At 54.7% G+C, this 22,064-nt stretch carries 17 protein-coding genes and 1 tRNA gene; 10 read left to right on the top strand and 8 right to left on the bottom strand.

The genetic code is table 11. The annotated features are described in order from the left end of the window. Window positions 1-1,005: 1,005 nt before the first annotated feature. The 4 genes from G6R38_RS17325 to G6R38_RS17310 all read right to left on the bottom strand — a co-directional run bounded on the left by G6R38_RS17325 (window position 1,006) and on the right by G6R38_RS17310 (window position 7,131). Window positions 1,006-3,150: a DUF1553 domain-containing protein gene (locus G6R38_RS17325; protein ID WP_166828699.1), complete on the bottom strand. Its 2,145-nt coding sequence runs from the start codon at window positions 3,148-3,150 to the stop codon at window positions 1,006-1,008. After that, entirely contained in the window at window positions 3,147-3,707 is a 561-nt protein-coding gene (locus G6R38_RS17320) for a sigma-70 family RNA polymerase sigma factor (protein WP_166828696.1), read from the bottom strand. Before G6R38_RS17320 ends, G6R38_RS17325 begins: the two co-directional genes overlap by 4 nt. A gap of 78 nt (window positions 3,708-3,785) precedes the next feature. Further along, a complete protein-coding gene (locus tag G6R38_RS17315; RefSeq protein WP_166828693.1) occupies window positions 3,786-5,057 on the bottom strand; it encodes a DUF1501 domain-containing protein in 1,272 nt (423 codons plus the stop codon). 436 nt (window positions 5,058-5,493) lie between these two features. Then, window positions 5,494-7,131, bottom strand: coding sequence for a DUF1549 domain-containing protein (locus G6R38_RS17310; protein ID WP_166828690.1), 1,638 nt, complete (start codon window positions 7,129-7,131; stop codon window positions 5,494-5,496). Between the two features lie 294 nt (window positions 7,132-7,425). On the opposite strand from G6R38_RS17310, the gene G6R38_RS17305 reads away from it, so the two are divergent. From G6R38_RS17305 to G6R38_RS17290, 4 genes are all read left to right on the top strand, one after another. Further along, entirely contained in the window at window positions 7,426-8,205 is a 780-nt protein-coding gene (locus G6R38_RS17305; protein WP_166828687.1) for an SDR family NAD(P)-dependent oxidoreductase, read from the top strand. 102 nt (window positions 8,206-8,307) lie between these two features. After that, on the top strand, window positions 8,308-8,667 hold the full coding sequence (locus tag G6R38_RS17300; protein ID WP_166828684.1) for a 4a-hydroxytetrahydrobiopterin dehydratase: 360 nt from the start codon (window positions 8,308-8,310) through the stop codon (window positions 8,665-8,667). Window positions 8,668-8,767: 100 nt separating this feature from the next. Then, a complete protein-coding gene (locus tag G6R38_RS17295) occupies window positions 8,768-9,352 on the top strand; it encodes a hypothetical protein (RefSeq protein WP_166828681.1) in 585 nt (194 codons plus the stop codon). 281 nt (window positions 9,353-9,633) lie between these two features. Beyond that, entirely contained in the window at window positions 9,634-11,355 is a 1,722-nt protein-coding gene (locus G6R38_RS17290; RefSeq protein WP_166828677.1) for a di-heme oxidoredictase family protein, read from the top strand. Between the two features lie 91 nt (window positions 11,356-11,446). Here the strand turns inward: G6R38_RS17290 and G6R38_RS17285 are convergent, their stop codons facing one another. After that, the gene (locus G6R38_RS17285) at window positions 11,447-13,882 is read right to left on the bottom strand and encodes a hypothetical protein (RefSeq protein ID WP_166828673.1); all 2,436 of its coding nucleotides are present in this window, start codon (window positions 13,880-13,882) and stop codon (window positions 11,447-11,449) included. A 362-nt stretch (window positions 13,883-14,244) separates the two neighbouring features. Here G6R38_RS17285 and G6R38_RS17280 point away from each other — a divergent pair, with 362 nt between their 5' ends. Then, window positions 14,245-15,000 (top strand): Bax inhibitor-1/YccA family protein, encoded by a 756-nt coding sequence (locus G6R38_RS17280; protein WP_166828669.1) that lies wholly within the window; start codon window positions 14,245-14,247, stop codon window positions 14,998-15,000. Window positions 15,001-15,242: 242 nt separating this feature from the next. Here G6R38_RS17280 and rpsD read toward each other — a convergent pair whose 3' ends face one another. Further along, on the bottom strand, window positions 15,243-15,851 hold the full coding sequence (gene rpsD / locus G6R38_RS17275; RefSeq protein WP_166828666.1) for a 30S ribosomal protein S4: 609 nt from the start codon (window positions 15,849-15,851) through the stop codon (window positions 15,243-15,245). Window positions 15,852-16,261: 410 nt separating this feature from the next. Between rpsD and G6R38_RS17270 the strand changes: the two genes are divergently transcribed. Next, the gene (locus G6R38_RS17270; RefSeq protein ID WP_166828664.1) at window positions 16,262-16,831 is read left to right on the top strand and encodes a YqgE/AlgH family protein; all 570 of its coding nucleotides are present in this window, start codon (window positions 16,262-16,264) and stop codon (window positions 16,829-16,831) included. A 39-nt stretch (window positions 16,832-16,870) separates the two neighbouring features. On the opposite strand, the gene G6R38_RS17265 is transcribed toward G6R38_RS17270, so the two are convergent. Both G6R38_RS17265 and G6R38_RS17260 read right to left on the bottom strand, forming a co-directional pair. Continuing rightward, on the bottom strand, window positions 16,871-17,437 hold the full coding sequence (locus G6R38_RS17265) for a hypothetical protein (protein WP_240928241.1): 567 nt from the start codon (window positions 17,435-17,437) through the stop codon (window positions 16,871-16,873). Window positions 17,438-17,638: 201 nt separating this feature from the next. Then, window positions 17,639-17,709: transfer RNA gene (locus G6R38_RS17260), tRNA-Gln, on the bottom strand. Between the two features lie 220 nt (window positions 17,710-17,929). Between G6R38_RS17260 and G6R38_RS17255 the strand changes: the two genes are divergently transcribed. The 4 genes from G6R38_RS17255 to ettA all read left to right on the top strand — a co-directional run bounded on the left by G6R38_RS17255 (window position 17,930) and on the right by ettA (window position 22,064). Beyond that, complete coding sequence (locus tag G6R38_RS17255; protein WP_166828661.1) at window positions 17,930-18,214, top strand: hypothetical protein; 285 nt, start codon at window positions 17,930-17,932, stop codon at window positions 18,212-18,214. Between the two features lie 125 nt (window positions 18,215-18,339). Continuing rightward, entirely contained in the window at window positions 18,340-19,269 is a 930-nt protein-coding gene (gene thyX, locus G6R38_RS17250) for an FAD-dependent thymidylate synthase (RefSeq protein WP_166828658.1), read from the top strand. Beyond that, a complete protein-coding gene (gene hemB, locus G6R38_RS17245) occupies window positions 19,266-20,270 on the top strand; it encodes a porphobilinogen synthase (RefSeq protein ID WP_166828655.1) in 1,005 nt (334 codons plus the stop codon). Before thyX ends, hemB begins: the two co-directional genes overlap by 4 nt. Before the next feature lie 126 nt (window positions 20,271-20,396). Further along, window positions 20,397-22,064 carry an energy-dependent translational throttle protein EttA gene (gene ettA / locus G6R38_RS17240; protein WP_166828652.1) on the top strand — a complete coding sequence of 556 codons (1,668 nt, stop codon included), beginning with the start codon at window positions 20,397-20,399 and terminating at the stop codon, window positions 22,062-22,064.

Below are 22,064 nucleotides of genomic sequence, written 5' to 3'. Positions count from 1 at the left end.
ACGGCATCCGTCAAGCATCAGCGATTGCAAACTTGAATGACCGGCGAATTCAGAAGCCGGAAGTCAAAAACACTTCGTCGACATATTGTCATCGAGAGAACGGTCCGTTATGACGGAACAAATATTCCACACTGCGGGCTGGCAGATGGATTCTCTTACGAATTCGGGGGCCTGAAGATGTTCAAGGACGATACAACCCGTCCGCCGATTGAGGAGGACAACCCAATCGCTGAACCGGAATACCGGGGGACTCGGACTTGGGTCTTGCTGGTGTTCGGGCTCCTGATGCTTATTCCGACTGCCTGGTTCGTTTCCGGGCAGCGGATTGTCCCGTTCACCGGAGTCGCGGTCGGTGGGCTGATGCGTTCGGACGTGACTGTTTTGAAGCTCCTTGTCCAACCGGGAGATCTTCTGAACGCCGACACATCGCTAATGGTCGTGAAAACGAAGGACGGTGAAGAACTGCCGTACCGGTCCCCAGTCGATCACGCGGAAATTGCGGCTGTTCATGTGCAAACGAATGACACGCTTCAACAAGAACAACCCATTCTCACGATTCGTGACCCGTACGGTCGAGACGCGTTTGGGTATCGGTTGTTGATGGCGGGGAGCGTTTGGCTGATTAGTTTGCCGCTGAGTGTGTTGGCCCTGTTGTTGCTCGCGACCGGTCTCGATTTGGATTTCTCCGATTTCCGAGTCGCGGTTCACCGCACGATCGCGTTTCTCGGTTGGGTGGTCGCCAGCAGTATGGTGCTCTGGTTCAACCGAGTTCCCATCGTGGTCATGGGCGATTTGGGTGACGTCGGGATCTTAATCTGGTTGGCTATCGTGATTGTGTTGCTCACAATTCAGCTTTGGGTGTTCAGTGTCTTGTTCCAGCTGGAATGGTTCGAGACCGTCGTCGGCACACTGACGGTTCTATGCGTGACCGCCGTGGTCTGGAAGTTCGTCGATGAGGGAACCGCTTGGCTGCAAACGGAAGTGACGAGTCGCGAGACTGTGACATCAGTGGATCAAAACGAACTCGGCGGAGTTCAAGAATGCCCAGAAAATATCTTGGAAGGCTTCGATTTTGGCTTGTTCCCGATTGCCGACTTGAGTGGTTCGGCTCCGCAACATCTTCCGGGCTGCGGACAACTCGCGGGGCAGGGGCTCACGTGAGAGCGCCGCGAGACAGAGTTGGCGAATCTTCTCCGCATCGCTGACCGGCTTGGTGACGATATCCCGAAACGACGTGCCACCATCGACACTCAATGCCCGATCAACCAACTCGCTGTTCATCAGCATGAGTGCTTGAGGAATGGTTCCGTTGAAGTTGGTGGCTTCATCGTTTTCTTCGGTGTCGAACGTGGTCACAAATGGTTGTAGCCACTTGCGGCGTTGAAGTTCGATGTCTTCCCAACTTTCGCTGCCCACGTAATGAGCTTTCGTGGCGACAAGCAGTGAATCGTACAATTGCTCGGCAGTCATGGGGCGGACCGGCATGCGGTGGAAAAGCCGCTCGTCGAGTTCATCGGCCGTGACTTGTGGATCACTCTTTGACCGTGATCGCAATTCCGACGAAAGCTGATAAGCTTCCGAGAGGCAAATCCAACGAATCAACTGCTTCACATCGTAGCCGCTTTCGACGAACTTCTCCGCGAGTCGGTCGAGCAATTGCGGGTGCGTGGGAGGATTGTGCGGTCCCATGTCGTCCACGGGATTCGTGAAACCGACACCGAAAAAGTGTGACCACATTCGATTCACCATCGCCCGCGCCACAGGTGGCCGTTCGCCGCTAGTCATCAAATGGGCCAACTGCTCTCGACGGTTAATGACAGCGTCGTCACTGATCGACACACCCGCGAATTTCGGGTAAGCCGCCTGCATCACACCGCGACGATTCTCGTACAATGTCGGCCCGCCCACCGGTCGCGATACCAACGCATCTTGCATCACCGTTTGACCGGTTCGGCGATCCCGCACGCGTTTCGTTTCAATTTCCGTCTGCTTGAAGAAACTGTTGAGTTCCCAAAATTGGTTCTGGTCGGCTTCGTTAAATGGGTGGGCATGACACTGCGTGCATTGCACCTGAGAGCAGAGAAACAATCGAGCCGTGATCGCCGTTGCCGGGACGGCTTCGTTGTTCAAGTGAGCCAGCAGAAAACCGGCGGCACCGTTTTCGACTGGCGTGCCTTCGGCCGCAACGAGTTCGGAAACCACTTCACTCCACGGCCGGTTCGCCGCGAAACTTCGTCGCAGGAACTGGTGAAGCGACTCGCGATGCACCGGGCGTTCCGTCGAACGTCCGACGAGCAAATTCGTCCACACCGTGGCGAAATGCCGCACATAGTCGGGGTCATCCAATAATGCGTTGACCAACTGTTCGCGTTTGTTCGGCTGGGGGTCGGCAAGAAACTCTTCAACGACAATCGCGGGCGGGATGTGTCCAGCCAAGTCAAGATACACCCGTCGCACCCACTCGGCATCGCTCGCTCGATCAGTCGGGGCGACACCCGCCGCCTCCCAACCTTGTCGAATTTGACCGTCAACAAACGCCACCATTTCGGAAGTCGAAAATCCAGACGGTTCCGTTGGTCTCGGAGTGAGCGAGTCCGACGATTTTGCATCGGGCGACTTCTCTGCCACGGCTGCGGGTTGTTCCCGATGCGGTTGTGGGGCCGGTTTGTCGTCACGTTGGATCAGACGGACCGGTTCCATCACGCGATTCGGACGGCGGTTATTTTCCATCGGTTCCAACGCATCAGAAGCAGCGATTTCATCTGGCTGCGATGCGAGATCCTCGTTCGGACCAATGACGACGTCGGTCGGGGAGAACAGCGTTCGATTCAAAACGACAGCCAACGTGACGATCGCACAAATGGCAGCCACAGTTGTCGCGATTCGTCGCCCATTTCGTGGTGAAGGAACGGGAACTGGTGTCGGCAGCGCTTCTGAAAGGTCGATCGCTGGCAGATCCGCTGCGGAACCCACATCCCAGTGCAGGGCACCGTGGAGGTGGATGTAATCGAGGTACATCCGCGACGCAGCGGGATCTGAGAGCACCAATTGTTCCAGTTGCTCGCATTCGTCGTCACTGAGACGGTCTTCGCAAAGCCGTTCCAGTAGCGTGAGCAAGTCGGGATTGGTTGGGGATTCAAAGTTCTTCATGAGGGGCGTTCCGTCGACAACTGTCGATTGATGCACTCCATGAGTGTGCGGCGAATTCGACTCAATGATTGGTAGATCGAATTCACGGGACGATCGAGTTGGTCAGCGACATCCTGGCCACTGTGGCCAGTGGCATAGCGATGCCGAATTAATTCACGGTCGGAGGCTCGCAGTTTCTGCAAACAATTTAACAACGCCATTCGTCGGGCTTCGAGTTGGTCGGATTCTTCCAGGGCTTCTTCAGCAACATGCTTGACGAACTCATCACTGAAACGGTGTCGATCTCGATGCCGACGTTCCCGAAATTTGAGCACTTCATAATGGGCAATTCTGCCGGCCCATGCCAGAAAGCTGCTCCCCATTTCGAACTGTCGAAACTTCCGCCAAATGACGACGTTGGTTTCCTGCAAGATTTCTTCGGCTTCCACCGGATTCGGGCATTGTGCCAAAATAAACAGGTAAAGCCTTCGTTGGTTCCGTGTAAATAGCTGTACGAACTCCTCGGGAACCGGCGGTTCCGATGGTCCATCGGTTGATGATGGTTCGGAGGTCGTCATGAGTCTTGATGTTGGAAAAAACTGAGCCGCCGACAGGCCGGCGGCTCAGCAGAGAGAGAGTTTGGACCTCAGTGGCGATTAACCGATCAGTTCCGGAATTGGAGCGGCACCGTTGGCAATTCGCATTGGACGACCACGTTTGCTGGTGAAGACCGTATCGAGCGGAATGCCCAACGCATGAGCAACCGTGGCCCAGACATCGCCGGGTTGGTAGCTCTTGCCGACGACTCGCACACCATCGGCATCGGTTTCACCAACAGCTTGGCCATTATTGAGGCCACCCCCACCGATCATCACACTCCAGCTGGCGGCCCAGTGGTCGCGACCGACGTTCTGGTTGATTCGCGGTGTTCGTCCGAATTCACCCATCCAAACGAGCACGACATCGTCGAGCATGCCACGTTGTTTGAGGTCGTTCGTCAGAGCAGCGATCCCTTGGTCCAGAACCGGCAGACGTTGGTCCCGGAGGGTGTTGAAGACATCGTTGTGTAAGTCCCATCCGCCGAGGCTAACCTCGATGAACGGCACACCGGTTTCGACCAATCGCCGAGCCATCAACAAACCACGACCGAAGTTGTTGTTGCCGTAGGCTTCAACGGTTTCCGGCGTTTCGTCGGCGGTTTTGAACGCCTTCATCTGATCGCTGGTCATCAGATTGACCGCTTTTTGATAAACTTCACGGTGCGCTTTCGGTGTGTCGCCCCGATCGGAATTGATGAAGTTTGTTTCAACAACGTCGAGCATTTGCAAACGGGAGTTGAGCCGTTGCTTGGACAAGCCGCCCATGTCGGCGTTACGGATGTTGCCGTTGGAGTCCACCACGAACGGAGCGTGAGCCATGCCCAAGAAACCGGGACCGTTGCTGGCTCCACCGATCGAAACGAACGCCGGGATTTCGAGTTCCGGACGTTGCTTGCTCAATTCGTGACTGACAACCGAACCGAACGTTGGGTGAGTCACCGTGGGGTTAGGAACGTAAGCGGTGTGCATGTAGTACCGACCGCGACCGTGATCCGCTTCACGAGTACTCATCGAACGAACGATCGAAAGATTGTCCATCACCTTCGCGGTATTGGGCATGTGTTCGCTGATCTGCACACCGGGAGCGGCGGTTTGAATCGGCTTGAACTCCCCACCGTTCTTCGAACCGGGTTTGAGGTCCCAAATGTCGATCGTCGGCGGACCGCCACCCATCCACATCAAGATACAGGCTTTTTGCTTTTTCTTGACTTCAGCGGCGTTCGCTTGCAAGTGCGAAAGAAACTGCATCGTCGGAATCGTCGTGGCCGCCGTCGCCAAGTGCTGCATAAAGTGACGACGATTCATGCCTCGCGGGATCGTAAGATTCATCAGTAGCTCCAGAGAGAGTGAGTTGTCAGTGGTTGGTTGTGGGTTGTGTTTTTGTAGAGTGCGTGCACCGAAGCGTAACGCACCGAACCATTTCGGCTTAGAACATTCTTCTTTTCAAATGTTTGCTCAGTCGCTTGGCATTGTGACGAGTCGTCGATATGTGCTCGGCCTCGCCACACAGGAAACCGCTCAAGAAAAACCCGGCCCCACGATAAGCATTACGCATGACCAATGTTGTCACATTCGAACCATGACACCGCGGGCATTCGTAATTGACTTGATCGTGCATCCGAGCAGATTCATCGACTTGGATTGAAGCGAGATAACCGCATTTCTTGCAGCGATCGAAACTTCGATCTTTTGGCAATTTCGTCGTTGTCATTTCAATAGACTGTCTTGAGTGCGTTTCGCATTGCTCCACGCACTTGCTAAGAAATTAGTGGTTCAGAATAAACTCGTTACTGTTGAGCAGAGCCCAGAAGACGTCTTGGAAGGCGTCGAGTTGGCTGGTGTAACCCCGTGTGACAGTGTTGAACTTGGAAATCTCTGTTCGCGTCGGCTTGCGACCCAACGTGGCTTGGTAAAGGGTGTTGAGTTTCTTCGACGCACTGCCGGGACCGGTCAGAACCGTGTGCAGATAACTACCGGGTTGGCAGTTAATTGCGTTCCGGATGAGTTCACTGTTCATCATCATCAACGCCTGTGGGATGGTCCCGTTGAACTGCGTGACTTCGTCGGCTTCATCGGTGTCGAAGGCGATCACGAATTGCTGCATCCAGCGTTGACGTTCTTGCTCGGCGGAATCCCAACTCGTGCGTCCGCTCTTGTGAGCTTCGGTCGAGATGATCAGCGAATCGTACAACTGCTCCGGCGAGAACACCTTGATATACATGTGGCTGAATAGTGGGATTTCGCCGGCACCAGGGTTGTCGATGTCATTGGATTTGTTGAACTTGCTCGTCAGGTTATACGCCTCGGTATTGGCAATCCAACGGACAAGTTGTTTGACATCGTAACCACTCTTGATGAATTCATCGGCGAGACGATCCAGCAATTCCGGATGGCTCGCAGGGTTGTGTGGTCCCATGTCGTCGACAGGGCGGGTAAAGCCGTAGCCAAAGAAGTGACCCCACATGCGGTTGACCATTGCCTTGGCGACCCACGGTTGATCGCCTTTCGACATCAACTCCGCGAGTTTCTCGCGACGATCCATCGAAAGGTCCGTTTGGGCCTCTTCGATCGTGTCTTCAAAGAACTTTGGATAAGCCACCTCAAGCACGCCGCTACGTTTCTCGTAGGTGACGTAGGGTTTCATCAGATTGGACTGAACCAATTCGGAATAGTCGTCGACCATCCGTCCGGTTCGTTCGTCGTAGCGTTCGTGATCGATCCGCCGCATTTGACGGAAGAAGCTGTTGAACTCCCAGAATTGGCTTTGTTGCCAATCGTTGAAGGGGTGGTTGTGGCATTGCGTGCATTGCACCTGAATGCCCATGAACAGCCGAGTCGTTTTAGCGGTGGCTTGCACACCTTCGTCGGGCATTTGCATTTGAGCAAGCAAGTAGTTCACCGCACCATTTTGCTCAAAGTGGCCGTTGGCGGAGACGAGATCGTAAACGATTTCGTTCCAAGGGCGGTTCTTGGTGAATGACTCACGGAAGAATTTCCGCATGCCTAGTCGGCTCACACGATCGGGAGTTTGCCGACCGATGGTGAGGTTCGTCCAGATGTTGGTCCAGTTGCGGACGTAGTCGGGAGAATCCAGAAGTTCGTCGATGAGTTTGGCTCGTTTGGCTTTGTCATCGTTCTCAAGGAACTCCGCGACTTCTTCTGCGGGAGGGATGTGGCCGACAATGTCCAGATACACGCGGCGAACCCATTCCGCATCATCGGCGACTGCCGAGGCGGAAATCTCGTTATCCGTCCATCCTTGTTGGATACGGGAATTGATGTACTCGACGATCGCGTCTGACGAACCGGTTGTGAAGGCCCGATCCGAATCGGCCGCCGAGAGTGTCCCGATCGGCCAGCACACACACGCGATGGCCAGGCATCTCACCCAGACAGTTCCCATGCTTGATTCTCCTCGTGTTATCGATGCAATTTTGTTGCTCTACCAGTAAACCCATTTCGCCTGAGAAACCTGCGTCGTCAATTTGAAGGAATTGTTGGGGACAGGTTCTCGCGAAAACGCTAATCCATTGCTCATTATACACTTACGGTTTTTACGTTTGCCAGGATTTTTTTGCGGATTCGTGGGCGAAACCGGCGATCTCCGCTTGCGATTTGCCAGAAGACTATCGACCTGCCAAGATAACGCAATGTCTCGAAAGTTCGTAATTCCGACAATCCCTCCCTATAGGTTCCAATGACAACCATTGATCTCAGCAACCGAACGGCCGTCGTGACGGGTGGTGCGAGCGGTATCGGCAAAGCCACCGCGATTCTGCTCGCTCAACATGGTGCGCAAGTCTCCATCGGCGATTATCGTTTGGACCCGGCGAACGACGACCAATTCCGTGAACTTGGTATCCAACAGCAAGAATGCGACGTCCGTGATGTCAATGCGATCGCCAGACTCATCGACGGAGCCACCGAGCGAACCGGGCGGTTGGATATTCTCGTCAACAATGCTGGCATTGCGATGGTCAAGCAGATTGGCGATGTCAGTGAAGACGATTGGGACAAATGTCTGGATACGAATCTGAAGGCTGCCTTCTTCGGGTGCAAAGCGGCGATTCCGCACATGAGTGAGGGCGGGGCGATCGTGAACACCGCGAGCAATGCCGGCTTGTTGCCCCGGGCTCACGATCCGGTTTATTCGATCAGCAAGATGTCGCTGGTCGCGTTGACGAAGAGTTTGGCGTTATGTCATGCTGGAGATCGGATTCGCATCAACTGCGTCTGTCCGGGTCCGGTCGGTGATACTGGTATGGTCAACGCGGATTTGGACAAAGCTCCTGATCGTGAGGCGGAGGCGAAGAAGTTTATCGGAGCCAGCCCGTTGGCGGCCGCTTACGATCGCATGATTTCCCCGCAGGAGGTTGCGGAGTCGATTTTGTATCTCGTCAGTGATGTCAGCGTGATGGTCACGGGAACCGCGATCGCCATCGATGGTGGCAAATCGCTTGGCGTGCCACCGAAGTGAAAATCGGAGAAATCCCCATAGATCGCGGAGGTCAACACGGGGAATCTCAAATGGTGACCCGTGTGTATTCATTGATTCCTTGAATGGAAGGAGCCCTTTTCCATGGCGACACAAACTCCTGATCAACTCCAAGGTAAAACCTGCAAGCCCTGCGAAGGTGGCGTGCAGAAGATGAACCAGCAGCAGGCCAAAGAACAAATCATCGAATTGGCCGGTTGGAAGCTGACGCGGGATGCCAACTGGATTGAAAAGAAGTGGGTTTTCAAGAACTTCCAACAATGCTTGAACTTCTTGAACCATGTCGGCGAAGTCGCGGAGGCGGAGCAGCACCATCCCGATTTGCATTTGGAAGGCTACAAGAATGTGAGAATCGAAATCTCCACCCACGCCATCGACGGCCTCTCCGAAAACGATTTCATCCTCGCCGCCAAAATCGACGGCATTGATCTGAAGAGCTTGTAGTTTCCAACTCGCAAAAATGGCCTTCAACTCCAGTCCATCGTCGGTCAGGATCTGCCTGATGTTTTGACTAGCCAACAGGCCAGGGTGAGGAGAGTGTTCTGTGCGGACCAAAATCGTGCTGTTGGGGCTTCTACTCGTTCTTGGATGTGGCTCACAAGAACCACCGAGGGACACGCCAGGCAATCAGAACACTCAGAAAGCCCAGGACGATCAGAACACTCAGGAAGAAACCGACTCTCAATCGGAGACCGATCGCATTCAGCGAGAGTTGCGGGCTGTTGTGGAAGCGGTCTATGACTCAGAGGTGCAGACAGTCCTCGACTACACTCATCCCAGAGTGATTAAGTTGGCAGGTGGGGAAGAACCGTTGAGAGCAATGATCCAAGAGGTTTACTCGGAATTCGAATCGGCAAATATGGAGGTCGAGTCGGTCACGTTTCATGAAGCTCCGACTTTTCTCCAATCGAAGGCCAATCGGTTTTCGGTTGTCCCATTCACAAGTGTTGTCACGTTTGGTGACCAGCGAATCAAAGCGGTTGGTTATCAGGTTGGCGTTCAAAGGTTCGGAGCGACCGATTGGAAGTACGTCGATGGTGCTTACATCGAGAAAAACGGTACTCAATTACTTCTCCCTGACTTTCCGGCTGACTACCAATTCCCGAAATACGGTTTCGCGCGGCAATAGTCGTAGCTCAGGCTGTGTCTGACATTTCAACTTTCGGACCACGGTTTCGAAGCGGTCCTTCACCGCCGATCTCCGTCACGCGATTGTAACAATCAATTATTTTTTGCGTGATTTCCGGGTTGAACTCGTTATACCTGAAAAGAGGTTAACCGAATTCGTCCTCGGAGAGCGTCACACGCTGGTTTTCGTGTTGAACAATCTGCGAGCAGCGACAACGGAGCGGGTTACGTCAACCCGCTTCCACAATCAAAGCCTTGACAAGGCACTCGAAGGAGTTGGTCATGACGCGTCGTCGATGCCTGATCGCCGGTGGATTGTTGGTTCTGGGTTTGATCGCCGGACCCATTTGGAGTACCGCGAAGGAGACCGAATCCCAGGAGAAAACCGCGGTTGCGGAAATCTCGGGGGCGGAGTTGTTCCAACGTGAATGGTTGCCCGACGATAGCCGAAGCCATGGGGGCGACGGGTTGGGGCCGGTCTTCAATGACTCTTCTTGTGTGGCGTGTCATAACCAAGGCGGAGCCGGCGGCGGTGGACCGCTTGGTAAGAACGTCAACATTATCTCTGCCGTCTTCAACGGTGTCACCACTCCCGGCATGATCCCGCAACCGAGACGTTCCGTTCCGGAGCAACTTTTCCGCTCGCTGATCGGTTTGGACAACAACGCTCGGCAACCCCGTGTGATCAAGATCAACGATGAAACCGTCGCCAAACGGCGGAAGCAATTGGTTGATGAAGTCGCCGCGATTCACCCTGGTTTCCGCACGGCGGGCAGCGTCGTGGTGCATCATGGTTCGACGGCAGATGGTTATCCGAATTGGCGATCGAAGTTCCTGAACAACGGATTCAATCAGTTTCAAGGAGTCCAAACGTTCGCCGCGCCGAATCAAGCCTTGATTCTGAACGAGTCGTTCGATGCTCCTCAAGCAGTCGTTCAGGACATTGAGGCGTTCGCGTTGGAATCCGTCCCTGAAGAAGCCCATTCACACACACACCAACCCGTGCAACAGGCGGTCGATTGGCAGGCATTGAACAACGCCAAAATGCAGGCCCGGAATATCGCCAATCATGTGATGCAGCACGGCAACTTCACCGTGACAGTCACGCAACGAAATCCGACGGCGTTATTTGGCATCGGGGCGATGGATCAGGTTTCTGATGAAGCTCTCGAAGCCGCCGCGAAACGCAAGTTCGAGAAGTTTCCGGAAGTCAGCGGTCGAGTGGCACGATTGGCCGATGGTCGCATCGGGCGGTTCGGTTGGAAAGCTCAGAAAGCGACTCTCGAAGACTTCACCCTCACAGCTTGTGCCGTCGAACTCGGTTTGAACGTGCCAGGGCATGCCCAGTCCGGTAATCCTCTCGATCCGGAATACACCAGCGAAGGTTATGACCTCACCAAGGCGGAATGCGATTCACTCGTGAACTATCTGCACGACTTGCCCGCGCCAATCAAAAACCAACCCGCTGAGAAACCGTTAGTGGAATACCTTTCGACCGGCGAACAGCTCTTTGAACAAGTCGGCTGTGCAACCTGTCACACCCCGGAACTTGGCGACGCCAAAGACATCTACAGCGATCTTCTGTTGCATGATATGGGGGCTCAACTGGGTGACACCGGCAGCTACGGTGTGTTCGTTCCAAATTCACCCGGTAGTGAAGATGCGAGCCCCGTTCCGCAGCTCACGGAACTCAAGCGAATGATGCAGCCAACACAGCAAGTAGCCGAAGATTTCGGCGCACAAGGCGAACAAGCTCAAGCGACCAAAATCATTGGGGCGTTGCAGCAGGAATGGCGAACTCCACCGCTATGGGGCGTTCGCGACTCCGCACCATATTTGCACGACGGTCGTGCCGACACTTTGGAACAAGCCATCGCTCTTCACGGCGGGGAAGCCAATCGGTCGGCTCAGATGTTCTTCAGCCTGAAACCATCACAACGACTGCAACTGATTTCGTTCTTGAAATCTCTATCGGCTCCGACCGCCGAATTAGCCGTTCGATAGGTTGCCGACGAAAACTAGTATGACGACCAACACGAAAGCCCGCCGAGCAAATTCGGCGGGCTTTCTGTGTTTTTGGGCTTCCGCGATCGTCCTACGATTCCGGTGATGGTGCGGTTTCGATTTCCGGTGCTTCCGGCAGCGGGATGTTGGGTTCCGCTTCACTCGCGATGACCGACGCCGCATCGTCTTCGGGAATCAACCACGCCGACAGCCAGCCATTCACCGCCGTGATCCGACGAACGAAATACCGAATCGGTTCTTCCGGCGTCTTCAATTCGATGAAGCGAGGAAACTCAATGGTGGCGGGAATCGATTTTTCGAATTGGTTCCGAACTCCCGTCGACACCAACACGCCCGACCGTTGATTCTGTCGCACGTCATCGTCTTCTTCGTATTCCGGCAGGGTTTCGGCGTAGATGTCTTGGCCTTTGCCACGACGAAGCAAGATTTTGTCGCCCTTCATATCCAATCGGAATGGAATCGAAATCAGTTGCGGGGAGACGTTTTCTTCGACTTCGAACTTCGCACGCAGCAGCACATAAACTTCGCCACCTTCGACAACGACTCGGATGTTGTCTTGCTCGAAGAACGTGAACTTGTCGGGCCCGGTGACTTCGGCGGAGAAGTCGAGGTCTTGGCCGAAGAGGTCGCTGAAGTAGCGTTCGAATTCGGCTCGCAGGGCTTTCTCGTCCATCGTGCGGTTTTCCAAGCTGGCTCGATCCACGAAGGCGGTCATCGCACTTTCGTGCACGTGTAACGTAAAGCCAGATTCCTCGACGAAATCAACCGGCAATTCGCCGCCCCCGAACTCATCGGACCGTGTAATCCGGTTCGTGAGAAATACGAGCGTATCGGTGGAACGATACTCGGCGGCTTTCGGGTGTAGATCGTATTTTTCGAGTCGGGCCAACTGTCCTTCGCGAAGCATCTTTTCCGCTTCGATCAGACCGTTTCCGACTTGTTCATCGAGTTCTTGTGTCAAGCGGGTAACGACCCGACGCCGAGTCATGGCGTTCGCATCCGGGATGCGACTGCGGGCCTCTTTGAGCGTCAAGTTTTCCAGCACCGTACCGAAGACCGGCAAACAACTAATTGGCGTTTGCGGATCGTATGGCATGTTGCCCGCTTGGGCTCCGGCACCAGCGGGAGCGGTGCGAAAACCATCCGGTGTGATGTAAACCGGCTTCGTGGCTTTGAAGTCCGCCCGCCCCGCATTCCGCACACTGATGTTGCAGCGTTCGCCCACGGTATGACTGTTCGTCACGCCGTTTACAAGCAGGTGGAGTTCGGCGGCGGAATCATTGGGGATCACGTCGATGGTTGTGGTCGTGACCGTGTCGCTGTGTCCGCTGACTTGGGCACCGGCGACCACTTCTTGCACTGGTTCGATTCGGCGGTCCCGACGATCCGCGAGATCTTGCAACGCACCTTCGAAGGCCGTGGTGTGAGTGTCGTAATTGAAATAGGTCCGTCGCAGCCATTGTCCCAACGGCATCGCCGATTCCTCGGCAACTTCCGAAACATTGTGGAATTCGGTTTGAATGTCGATCGCCATCTGTCCGTTCACACGACGTTCGATCCGCGCTTTCTCGTAATCGGAAACCGTCGGCAGGAAACCCAACCGGTCGTACGCGTCCTCCGGGTTTTTGCGAGACACGGCATCGCGAAGTTTCCGATACCGAATGATTGCATCGTTGTTGCTGGCGGTCGCTGACTCCCATTGGTTGAGCAGCGAATCCAAGGCGTTCGCGAGGGCGCTGAACGGTTGGGATGACAAAGTCTCGCGGACCAATTCCGAATGCGAGGGCAGGGGGCGCAACCGTTCTCGAGTGACCTCCACAGCCTCACGAGACCCCGCTTCCGATTTCGTTTTTTGGTCGTCGTTTTTGTCGGGGGCGTCTTCGGGCTCGGGGTTCAGCGATTTATCGAGGTCCTCGAGCTTAAGGTATTTCGTCCAGCCGGCACTGTTGTCGTTCTCGGTGCCCTTCTGATTGGAAAGGTGGTCTTCCAGATTGTCCAACCGGATGCGTGCCGCTAGCAGCGGGTTGGCGAGAGCGTTGGTTTCCAAGACTCGCAGGGTCTTCCAGTACAACTCGGCTTTTCGTTTGAGCTGTCCCGAGAGCGAGAGCAGCAACGCTTGTTGGCTGGGATCCGTTTCCTCTCGAGACGCCTGCCGAAGTTGTTTCGCGTGCTGGAGCAAAGTTTCGAGGGCTTTGCGTTGTGCCGCGATGCTGTCGGGCTTCTCGTTGAAGAACGCCACGATATCTTTGACGATCGGATTGGCGAGCGGTTGCCAACGGTTTTCCAGACCATCGAAGTCTGCCTGTTGCAATCCGAGGGGGACGCCGCGGCGATGAAGCCCCTGCAACCCACTCGTGCTCGTTTTTTTGGTGTTGCCGAAACGAGAGCCGAACGGGTTCTGTGCCTTCACGTCGGGCACACCTCCCACGCCGATGCAAGCGACTCCCAGGTAGACCAAGAACACGTATTGACCGCGAACGGTTCGGAGCCGAAAAGCGTCGGTCATGGAATCCCTTTCAACCGATTGAATACCCACGCCGGACGCTTGTCTGAAGCAAGCGAAAATATCACCGGCTTTCGGCAAATCGGATCGGGTTGCAACCGATCTTCACCGAATACCATCTGGGATCGGTTGTAGGGATTGTGATTCCATCAGAGTTTTATGGGGCAGCGATATCACCAAACTCAACCGCAGAATCAGGCTCGTTGACCTCGACTTTGGAAGTTGGCGAAGAAGTTAACTCAAGTGTTGTTGACTGATCGAATTTTCAGACCGAAAAAACTAAAAATCACTGTGGATATTCACACTTGAACTTGCGAGAATGAAAAAAGTTTCTCTCGTCACCAATTTTGTTAGGGACCATGCAGATGGGTTACGCACAAGAGTACGCCGAGTCAGATCGGTTCGACGGCCAGAATGCCTTTGCCGCGGATTTGTCGCTTGAACATCGGCTGGCGTTCCTGCGGAAGGTGTACGTTCACGTCTTCGGTGCGATCGTCGCCTTCATTGCCTTGGAAGCGGTAATTTTGAATATCGCTCCCCTCCGCGACGCATTGTTCGGCATGTTTGTGGCTACCAACGGCCTGATCCTGCTGGGATTTATTGCCGTCAGCTGGATCTGCCACAAATGGGCCTACAGTGAAGTGTCCCAACAAACGCAGTATGTCGGGCTTGGTGTGTATGTGTTTGCAGAGGCACTCTTCTTTGCCCCGCTGTTACATATTGCCTCGGGAAGCGATCCTCGGTTTGCCGCCGTCGGTGGTAGCCCTCATGTGATTCCTACCGCCGCATTTCTCACCTTGCTGATCTTCGGTGGGCTGACCGCCTTCGTGCTGCTGACGAAAACCGACTTCTCATTCATGCGAGGCATCCTCAGCGTCATCACGATGGCTGCTCTCGGACTCATCGTCGCAAGCTTCTTCACCCCAATTTCCCTGGGTTTGTGGTTCATCGTGGCGATGGTTGTGCTGTTCAGTGGTTGGATTCTTTACGACACCTCGAACATCTTGCATCACTTCCCGACGCACATGTACGTGGCCGCATCCCTGGAGTTGTTCGCCTCCATCGCGACACTGTTCTGGTACATGATTCGCCTCGTCATGATGTTCGCAGGCGACGACTAATCGCGAACGCAAATTCTTGGTGATCGGACGATTCAAGACGGGCCGGTCAGGGAGTTCCTCGGAACACCCCGGCCGGTCCGTTTTTATTGACTGTCGTCCCGCGATTCTGTTGCTTAGCAAGACACAACTCGAAACGGTTTCGTATTTGCCCCAGCGGAGAGGCCAAAGAAAAAGCCCCGGAGATTGCTCTCCAGGGCTTTCTGTATTTGTCGGTCGCTGTCGACTCGTCGAAAGACCAATGCCTATCGCGAGAGGAACGCCACGACCTGGCCGACATCGACGGGAAGACTCACGTCCTCAAATGTTGGCAGCGTCGAAACGGTTGCCGTGAGGCTGTTGGCATCGAAATCGATCCAGCTGCAACGTTCGGGCGACCCCTCTTCGATGATGCTGGAGTACAATCCCTTGAGGTTCGGTCGGTTCCGTAGGGTGATGACGTCGCCCGGACGCATCATGATCGAAGGTTTGTCGGATTTACGTCCGTTGATCATGAAGTGACCGTGCACGATTCCCTGACGAGCTTGCGGACGAGTCTTGGTGAAACCAGCTCGTCGCACAACATTGTCGAAACGGCGTTCGCACAGCACCAGCAATTGTTCGCCGGTGTTGCCTTTCATCGCTCGGGCTTTGTTGAAGTACTTCAACAGTTGCTTGTCGCGGAAACCGTAATAGAACTTAATCTTCTGCTTTTCACGGAGTGCCAAACCGTAGGTTGACATCTTCCGTCGTCGTTGAGCCATTCCCGGTGGAAAGTCTCGCCGTTCTTGTGCTTTGATAGCACCGGCATTCTCGAACACCTGGGTTCCCAATCGACGATTGATCCGACCTTTCGGACCTGCGTAACGCCCCATCTTGTCTTAACTCCCAATGAGTTTTCCTGTTGTGTCGATCGTCTTGACCGCCAAGACCGATCAATTCACAACCGATGAGAATGATTGGCGGCTGAAGGAATCAGACCGTGGGAAGATCGGAGATCGCAAGCGAAACCGATCTTGCATTCATGTTCAGAGAACAGGAAACGCCGCCCGATTGGGGCTCCACCTTGTCTCTTGCAACCATTCTCGTTGAAGTCCCAGACTCCGCACCGCGATCAACGCGCACGGCAGCCGCGAACTGGGAAAGGGTGAAGCTAATGTCTCCGCAGCAGAAAAGCAAGGGGTGAGAACAGGGTGCTTGACTAAATTTCAAGCATCTGATGCGGAATGAGGCATCCATTGGCGTTACAGTCGCATCCAAAAGGAATCGACATTACAATGTTTGCATGACAGAGTCTCTGCGCGGCCATTATCTCGTCGCGGGCAAGCAGCTTCGCGATACGAATTTCTTCAAGACTGTCGTTTTGGTCATCGAGCATGGCGATGATGGGGCGATGGGGTTAGTGGTGAACCGTCCTTCGTCGATCCGCGTATCCCATGCGTTGTCGGAGCATTTTTCCTACCCGGAAACTGATGAAGTTGTGTTTCTCGGTGGGCCCGTCGAACCGTCCGCGCTCTTTGTATTGCACAATGCGGGGGATCTCGATGAGGAGGAGTCCTCGGTGCTTCCTCATGTGTTTGTCGGTGGGAGTGCGGAGGCGTTCTCGCGTGTGGTTCAAGCCGCTGCGGCGGGCACCCGTGAAGGGCTGCAAATCCGGGTATTTTCCGGATGTGCCGGCTGGGGGTCCGGGCAGTTGGAAAGCGAACTCAGTCGTGGAGATTGGTACGTCTTGCCCGCCGATTCCGATTCGCTCTACGAGACCGATCCCTATGAACTTTGGGACGAGCAAATGTCTCGATTGACGAAGAAAAATCGGATTCTTCCGTCCTGGCCTGCGAATCCGGAGTGGAATTGATCGCCGAGGATTGATTACCAGCGGACGAGAATCGGTTTTCTACTTGGCAAAGATTCGTTGCAGTCGGCGTTGGATGTCGCGTTCGAGCAGCACGTCTCGACCTTGCAGAATCCATCCTGATGGTGCGGTCTGACCGACAACTGCATTCAGGTCGCGTTGAAGTGGCGTATGGTCTTGGAAGGTCGCACCGCCAGCCGAGTTGGCCGCTAAACCGACGACGTCCTCAAGTTCCTTGTACGCTTCGACTGCGATTGTGTAGCCGCCATCGACCGGTGTTATGTGGACGACGACCTTGCGTCGGACCGATTGAAACGTGCTTTCGAGTCGGTTCTCGAGACCGATCGACTCCCGGTGCCACGGCTCCTGGATCCCCGAGCCAATCTTGTAACGCGTTTCGATGATGCCGTCCAACCGACTTTCACGCTCGACTTCGAACGGGTACTCGTGGAGGACATCGACCGTGCGTTCCCAGAGGTAGTCTTGGTTGGTCGTGGCGACATACAAGGGTGCGTTGTTCGGTGGCGCGGACGCAGTCTGCATGAGTTGGCAACCACTCGCCAACACAACCAGCGTACAAAGCCAGAATGGTGCACAAGAATGAGGCATAAGAACCGCATCATTCGAGATAGGGTATGGAAAAGGTTGAGAAATCCGCTGAGAGAAGGGCGGGAGTTTGGCAGAATCGCCAAAATGCAACAACCCCAATTTTGAGGAGAAATCAAAGGGGGTTGATTCGTGTTTTCGCTTGAACACGGTCGGTGGCAAAAAGCGGTTGCCAGCGTGGGCACGACGGCCAAGAAAAGAAAGTTACCCGGCCAGGATTTGAACCTGGACTAACGGAACCAAAATCCGTGGTGCTACCGTTACACTACCGGGTAAGGATGTTTTCGGTCGTGCGGGAGGATTCTAGACATTCGCGACAAATCTGGCAATCCTTCTCGACGGTTGGTTGGCCAGTTCCTGCGAAATTGCTCAAGAATTCGCAAAAATCCTGGAATTGAGCGGAATAAATTGGGTTGAAACCACTCCTATTGATGGCACAATCCCCGTCTGGGATTTCTATTCGCGCTTTTGAATTTGCTACGAAAGGACACTTTCATGGATTTGCGTAAATTGTTCGCGCAAGGATTGGCAATGTTGTTCATGGTCGGCATGACCGCTGGTTTCGTCGGTTGTGGACCAAAGGAAGAGCCACCAGCGACTGGTGAAGAAGAAGCTCCCGCCGAACCAGGCGAAGAAACCGAAGGCACTGAAACACCCGCCGAAGCGGAAACCGAAGAACCGGCCGAGACCGAAGAGCCAGAAGAAAAACTGCCGACGCCCGCTGAAGAACCTGAAGGTGGTTCCGGCGAAAAGAAAGACGTCGAGAAATTGCCAGAGTAATCTTGGCATCGGGCTCTGTTGAGTCCATATGAAAACTCAAGACGCCGTAGCCTTTGTTGCTGCGGCGTCTTTTTCTATGCTGTCTTGAAAATTGTCGCCCCTTATTTTGATCAGGATGGTCGCAAATGACTGCACCGTCGACTGAAACGTCCATGGAAGAACTCCGTTGGGAAAAATTTCCCGTCCTCGATGATGGTTTCGTGTGCCTTGTTGATGTGATGGGCAACGATTCCTCTGTCGTTCAGGCAGCTCGGGTCAGTTATGGCGAAGGAACCAAAAAGGTTTCCGACGACCGCACGCTCATTCGCTATCTTATGCGACATCGGCACAGCACGCCCTTTGAGATGGCGGAAATCAAACTGCTCGTTCGGGTTCCGATGGATTGCTGGCGACAGTGGATTCGTCATCGCACCGCCAATGTCAACGAATACAGTACGCGGTATTCCCTTGCGATCGACGCCGCCCAGACGACATTGCCAGGTGAATGGCGAAGTCAGGCGGACTCCAATCGTCAGGGAAGTGGCGACTTTCTTGCATCGGAAGTTGGCGAGGAATTGACTGCGGCGGAGAAAGACTTCCAAGATCGCTCTCGCACACTCTATCAGAACCGCATTGATGCCGGTGTGGCCCGCGAGCAGGCCCGAAAGGATTTGCCGCTTTCGACTTACACGGAGGCCTACTGGAAAATCGATCTGCACAACTTGTTGCACTTTCTAAGCTTACGGATGGACTCTCACGCTCAGTTGGAAATCCGCGAGTACGCCACGACGATCGGTGAGAAAATCGTCAAGCCACTCTTCCCGGTTGTTTGGGAAGCCTTTGAAGATTACCGGCTCGGTGGTCAGTTCCTCACGCGGTTGGATCAGGAAGTCATTGCCAAGTTGATGGCAACGGGCGGGCAAGAAAGTCTTTCGCCACCATTCACGGACGAGTTGTTTTTGCAGTGTCAGGATGCAACTTGGAAGGATCTGAAGCGTTGTCGCGAACGCGACGAGTGCCGAGCGAAACTGCAACGCATGGGAATTCTGAAGGCCGATGAGGCGGATGCATCATGAGTGACTACGGACAATTTCCCGGGACGCGGATGCGTCGAAATCGGCGTCATGATTGGTCGCGACGGTTGGTGCAAGAACACACGCTGACCGTGAACGATCTGATTTGGCCGGTCTTTGTGAAAGAGGGGCAGGGCGAACGCGAGACGATTCCATCAATGCCCGGCGTTGAACGGCTGACGATTGACCTTCTTGTCGATGCGGTCGGTGAAGCGGCTGACTTGGGGGTTCCTGCGGTGGCCATTTTCCCTGCGACCGATCCGTCTCTCAAGACCAGCGATGCCCGCGAAGCCGCCAATCCGGAGAATCTCGTCTGTCGCACCGTGCGAGCCGTCCGCGAAGCCGTTCCGAATATCGGCATCATTTGTGATGTTGCACTCGATCCGTATTCCAGTCACGGGCAAGACGGCTTGGTGAAGAATGGCTATGTTGTCAACGATGAGACGGTCGAGATGTTGTGTCGACAGGCGGTCGTGCAGGCCGAAGCCGGTTGCCAAGTGATTGCCCCATCGGACATGATGGACGGACGCATTGGCTCAATTCGCTCCGCTTTGGACGAAGCCGGATTCGATGACGTGCAAATTTTGGCTTATGCCGCGAAGTATGCATCCGCGTTTTATGGTCCGTTTCGGGACGCGGTTGGCTCGTCGGGGAATCTTGGTAGCGGTGACAAACGCACCTACCAAATGGACCCCGCCAATGGTGATGAAGCTCTTCGGGAAGTCGCTCTCGACATCGCCGAAGGAGCCGATATGGTAATGGTCAAGCCGGGAATGCCGTATCTCGATATCGTGCATCGCGTGAAAGCGGAGTTCCGTTTACCAACGTACGCTTACCAAGTCAGCGGTGAGTACGCGATGCTCGCCGGTGCGGCGGAGCAAGGTTGGCTGGATCGTGACAGGGTCGTGCTCGAAAGCCTGCTCGCCTTCAAACGAGCCGGTGCCGACGGCGTACTGACCTACTTCGCCATCGAAGCGGCCCGGTTGTTGCGAGGCGGAGCGTAGGGCGTGAAGAGGCGAGAGTCGAAGAAAACTCTCGACTCTCACCCTCACTCTCTACACTTCACGCACAGACTCCGTAGAATACCCGCGTTCTTGCCCTGAATTCTTACCCCCCCGAAAAGTTGTTCCATGTCGCAGCAGTACATTTTTTCGATCGAAAGTCTGACCAAGCAGTTTGGCGATAAGGAAGTTCTGAGCAATATCTGGCTGGCGTTCTATCCCGGCGCGAAGATTGGCGTCCTGGGGAACAACGGTTCCGGTAAGAGTACGCTTCTGAAAATCATGGCCGGTGAAGACAAAGACTTCATGGGCACCGCACGCCCGATGAAGGGCATTCGCATCGGGTATTTCCCGCAAGAGCCGCGTTTGGACGACTGGGAAACCGTTGGCGAATGTATCCAAGATGCCGTGAAAGAGTCGCAGTCGATTCTGGACCGGTACAATGAAGTGAACATGAAGTTCGCCGAGGTCGATCCCGACGAAATGGACGACCTCATCGCCGAACAGGCCAAGCTCCAAGACCAAATTGACGCCAACAATTTGTGGGAACTTGATCGGCAAGTCGAAATCGCGATGGATGCCATCAACGTTCCGCCGTCGGACGCGAAGATCACAAATCTTTCCGGGGGGGAGAAACGCCGAGTCGCGTTGTGTCGACTCGTGTTGCAGGCACCGGACATGCTGCTACTCGACGAACCGACCAACCACCTCGACGCGGAATCGGTGGCCTGGTTGGAGCAGTATCTTCACAAGTTCCCCGGTACTGTCGTCGCGGTCACACACGACCGGTACTTCCTCGACAACGTCGCCGGTTGGATCTTGGAACTCGATCGCGGCCATGGTTATCCGTACGAAGGTAACTACTCGACCTATCTGGAAAAGAAAGCCGCCCGGATTGCCGTCGAACAGAAACGCGAATCGAAACGGCAAAAAGAATTGGCCCGCGAACTCGAATGGGTGCGAATGTCGCCGAAAGCTCGGCAGACCAAGAGCAAATCGCGACTCGACCGCTACGAGCAACTTGCCGCTCAGCAATACGACGCCCGTGACGACGCTCCCGATATTCAAATTCCCGTCGCACGTCCGCTGTCCGATTTGGTCGTGCGTGCTGAAAACGTCAAGAAAGCCTTCGGCGAGAAGTTGTTGTTCGACGACTTGAACTTCGATTTGCCACGCGGGGGAATCGTGGGCGTCATTGGCCCGAACGGGGCCGGGAAAACCACGTTGTTCAAGTTGATCGTTGGGCAAGAAGAAGCTGACGGCGGTTCACTCCGCATCGGTGATAGCGTAGATATTTCCTACGTCGATCAAAATCGCGACGCTCTCGCCGCCGATAAAACGGTTTATGAGGAAATCTCCGGGGGGGTGGATCAACTCGAAGTCGGGGGCACCCGGATTCACGCTCGGGCGTACGTCGGCCGATTCAACTTCAAAGGCACCGACCAACAAAAGAAGGTTGGTAAACTCTCCGGTGGGGAACGTAACCGCGTCCACTTGGCGAAGTTACTCCGCTCCGGCGGGAATCTTCTTCTGCTCGACGAACCGTCGAACGATCTCGATGTCGATACCCTGCGGGCACTCGAAGAAGGTCTCGAAAGTTTCGGCGGCTGTGCGATGGTCTCCAGCCACGACCGTTGGTTCCTCGACCGACTGGCGACCCACATTCTCGCGTTTGAAGGGGATAGCAAAGTTGTCTTCCACGAAGGCAATTTTGAAAGCTACGAAAACGCCAAGAAAAAACGCGACGGCGAAGACGGCTCACCAAAACGCTTCCGCTACCGACCGGCAACGGCGTGA

The sequence above is a fragment of the Thalassoroseus pseudoceratinae genome (assembly GCF_011634775.1).
Classification (GTDB): Bacteria; Planctomycetota; Planctomycetia; order Planctomycetales; family Planctomycetaceae; genus Thalassoroseus; species Thalassoroseus pseudoceratinae.
This window is presented reverse-complemented; position numbering and strand designations above follow the sequence as displayed.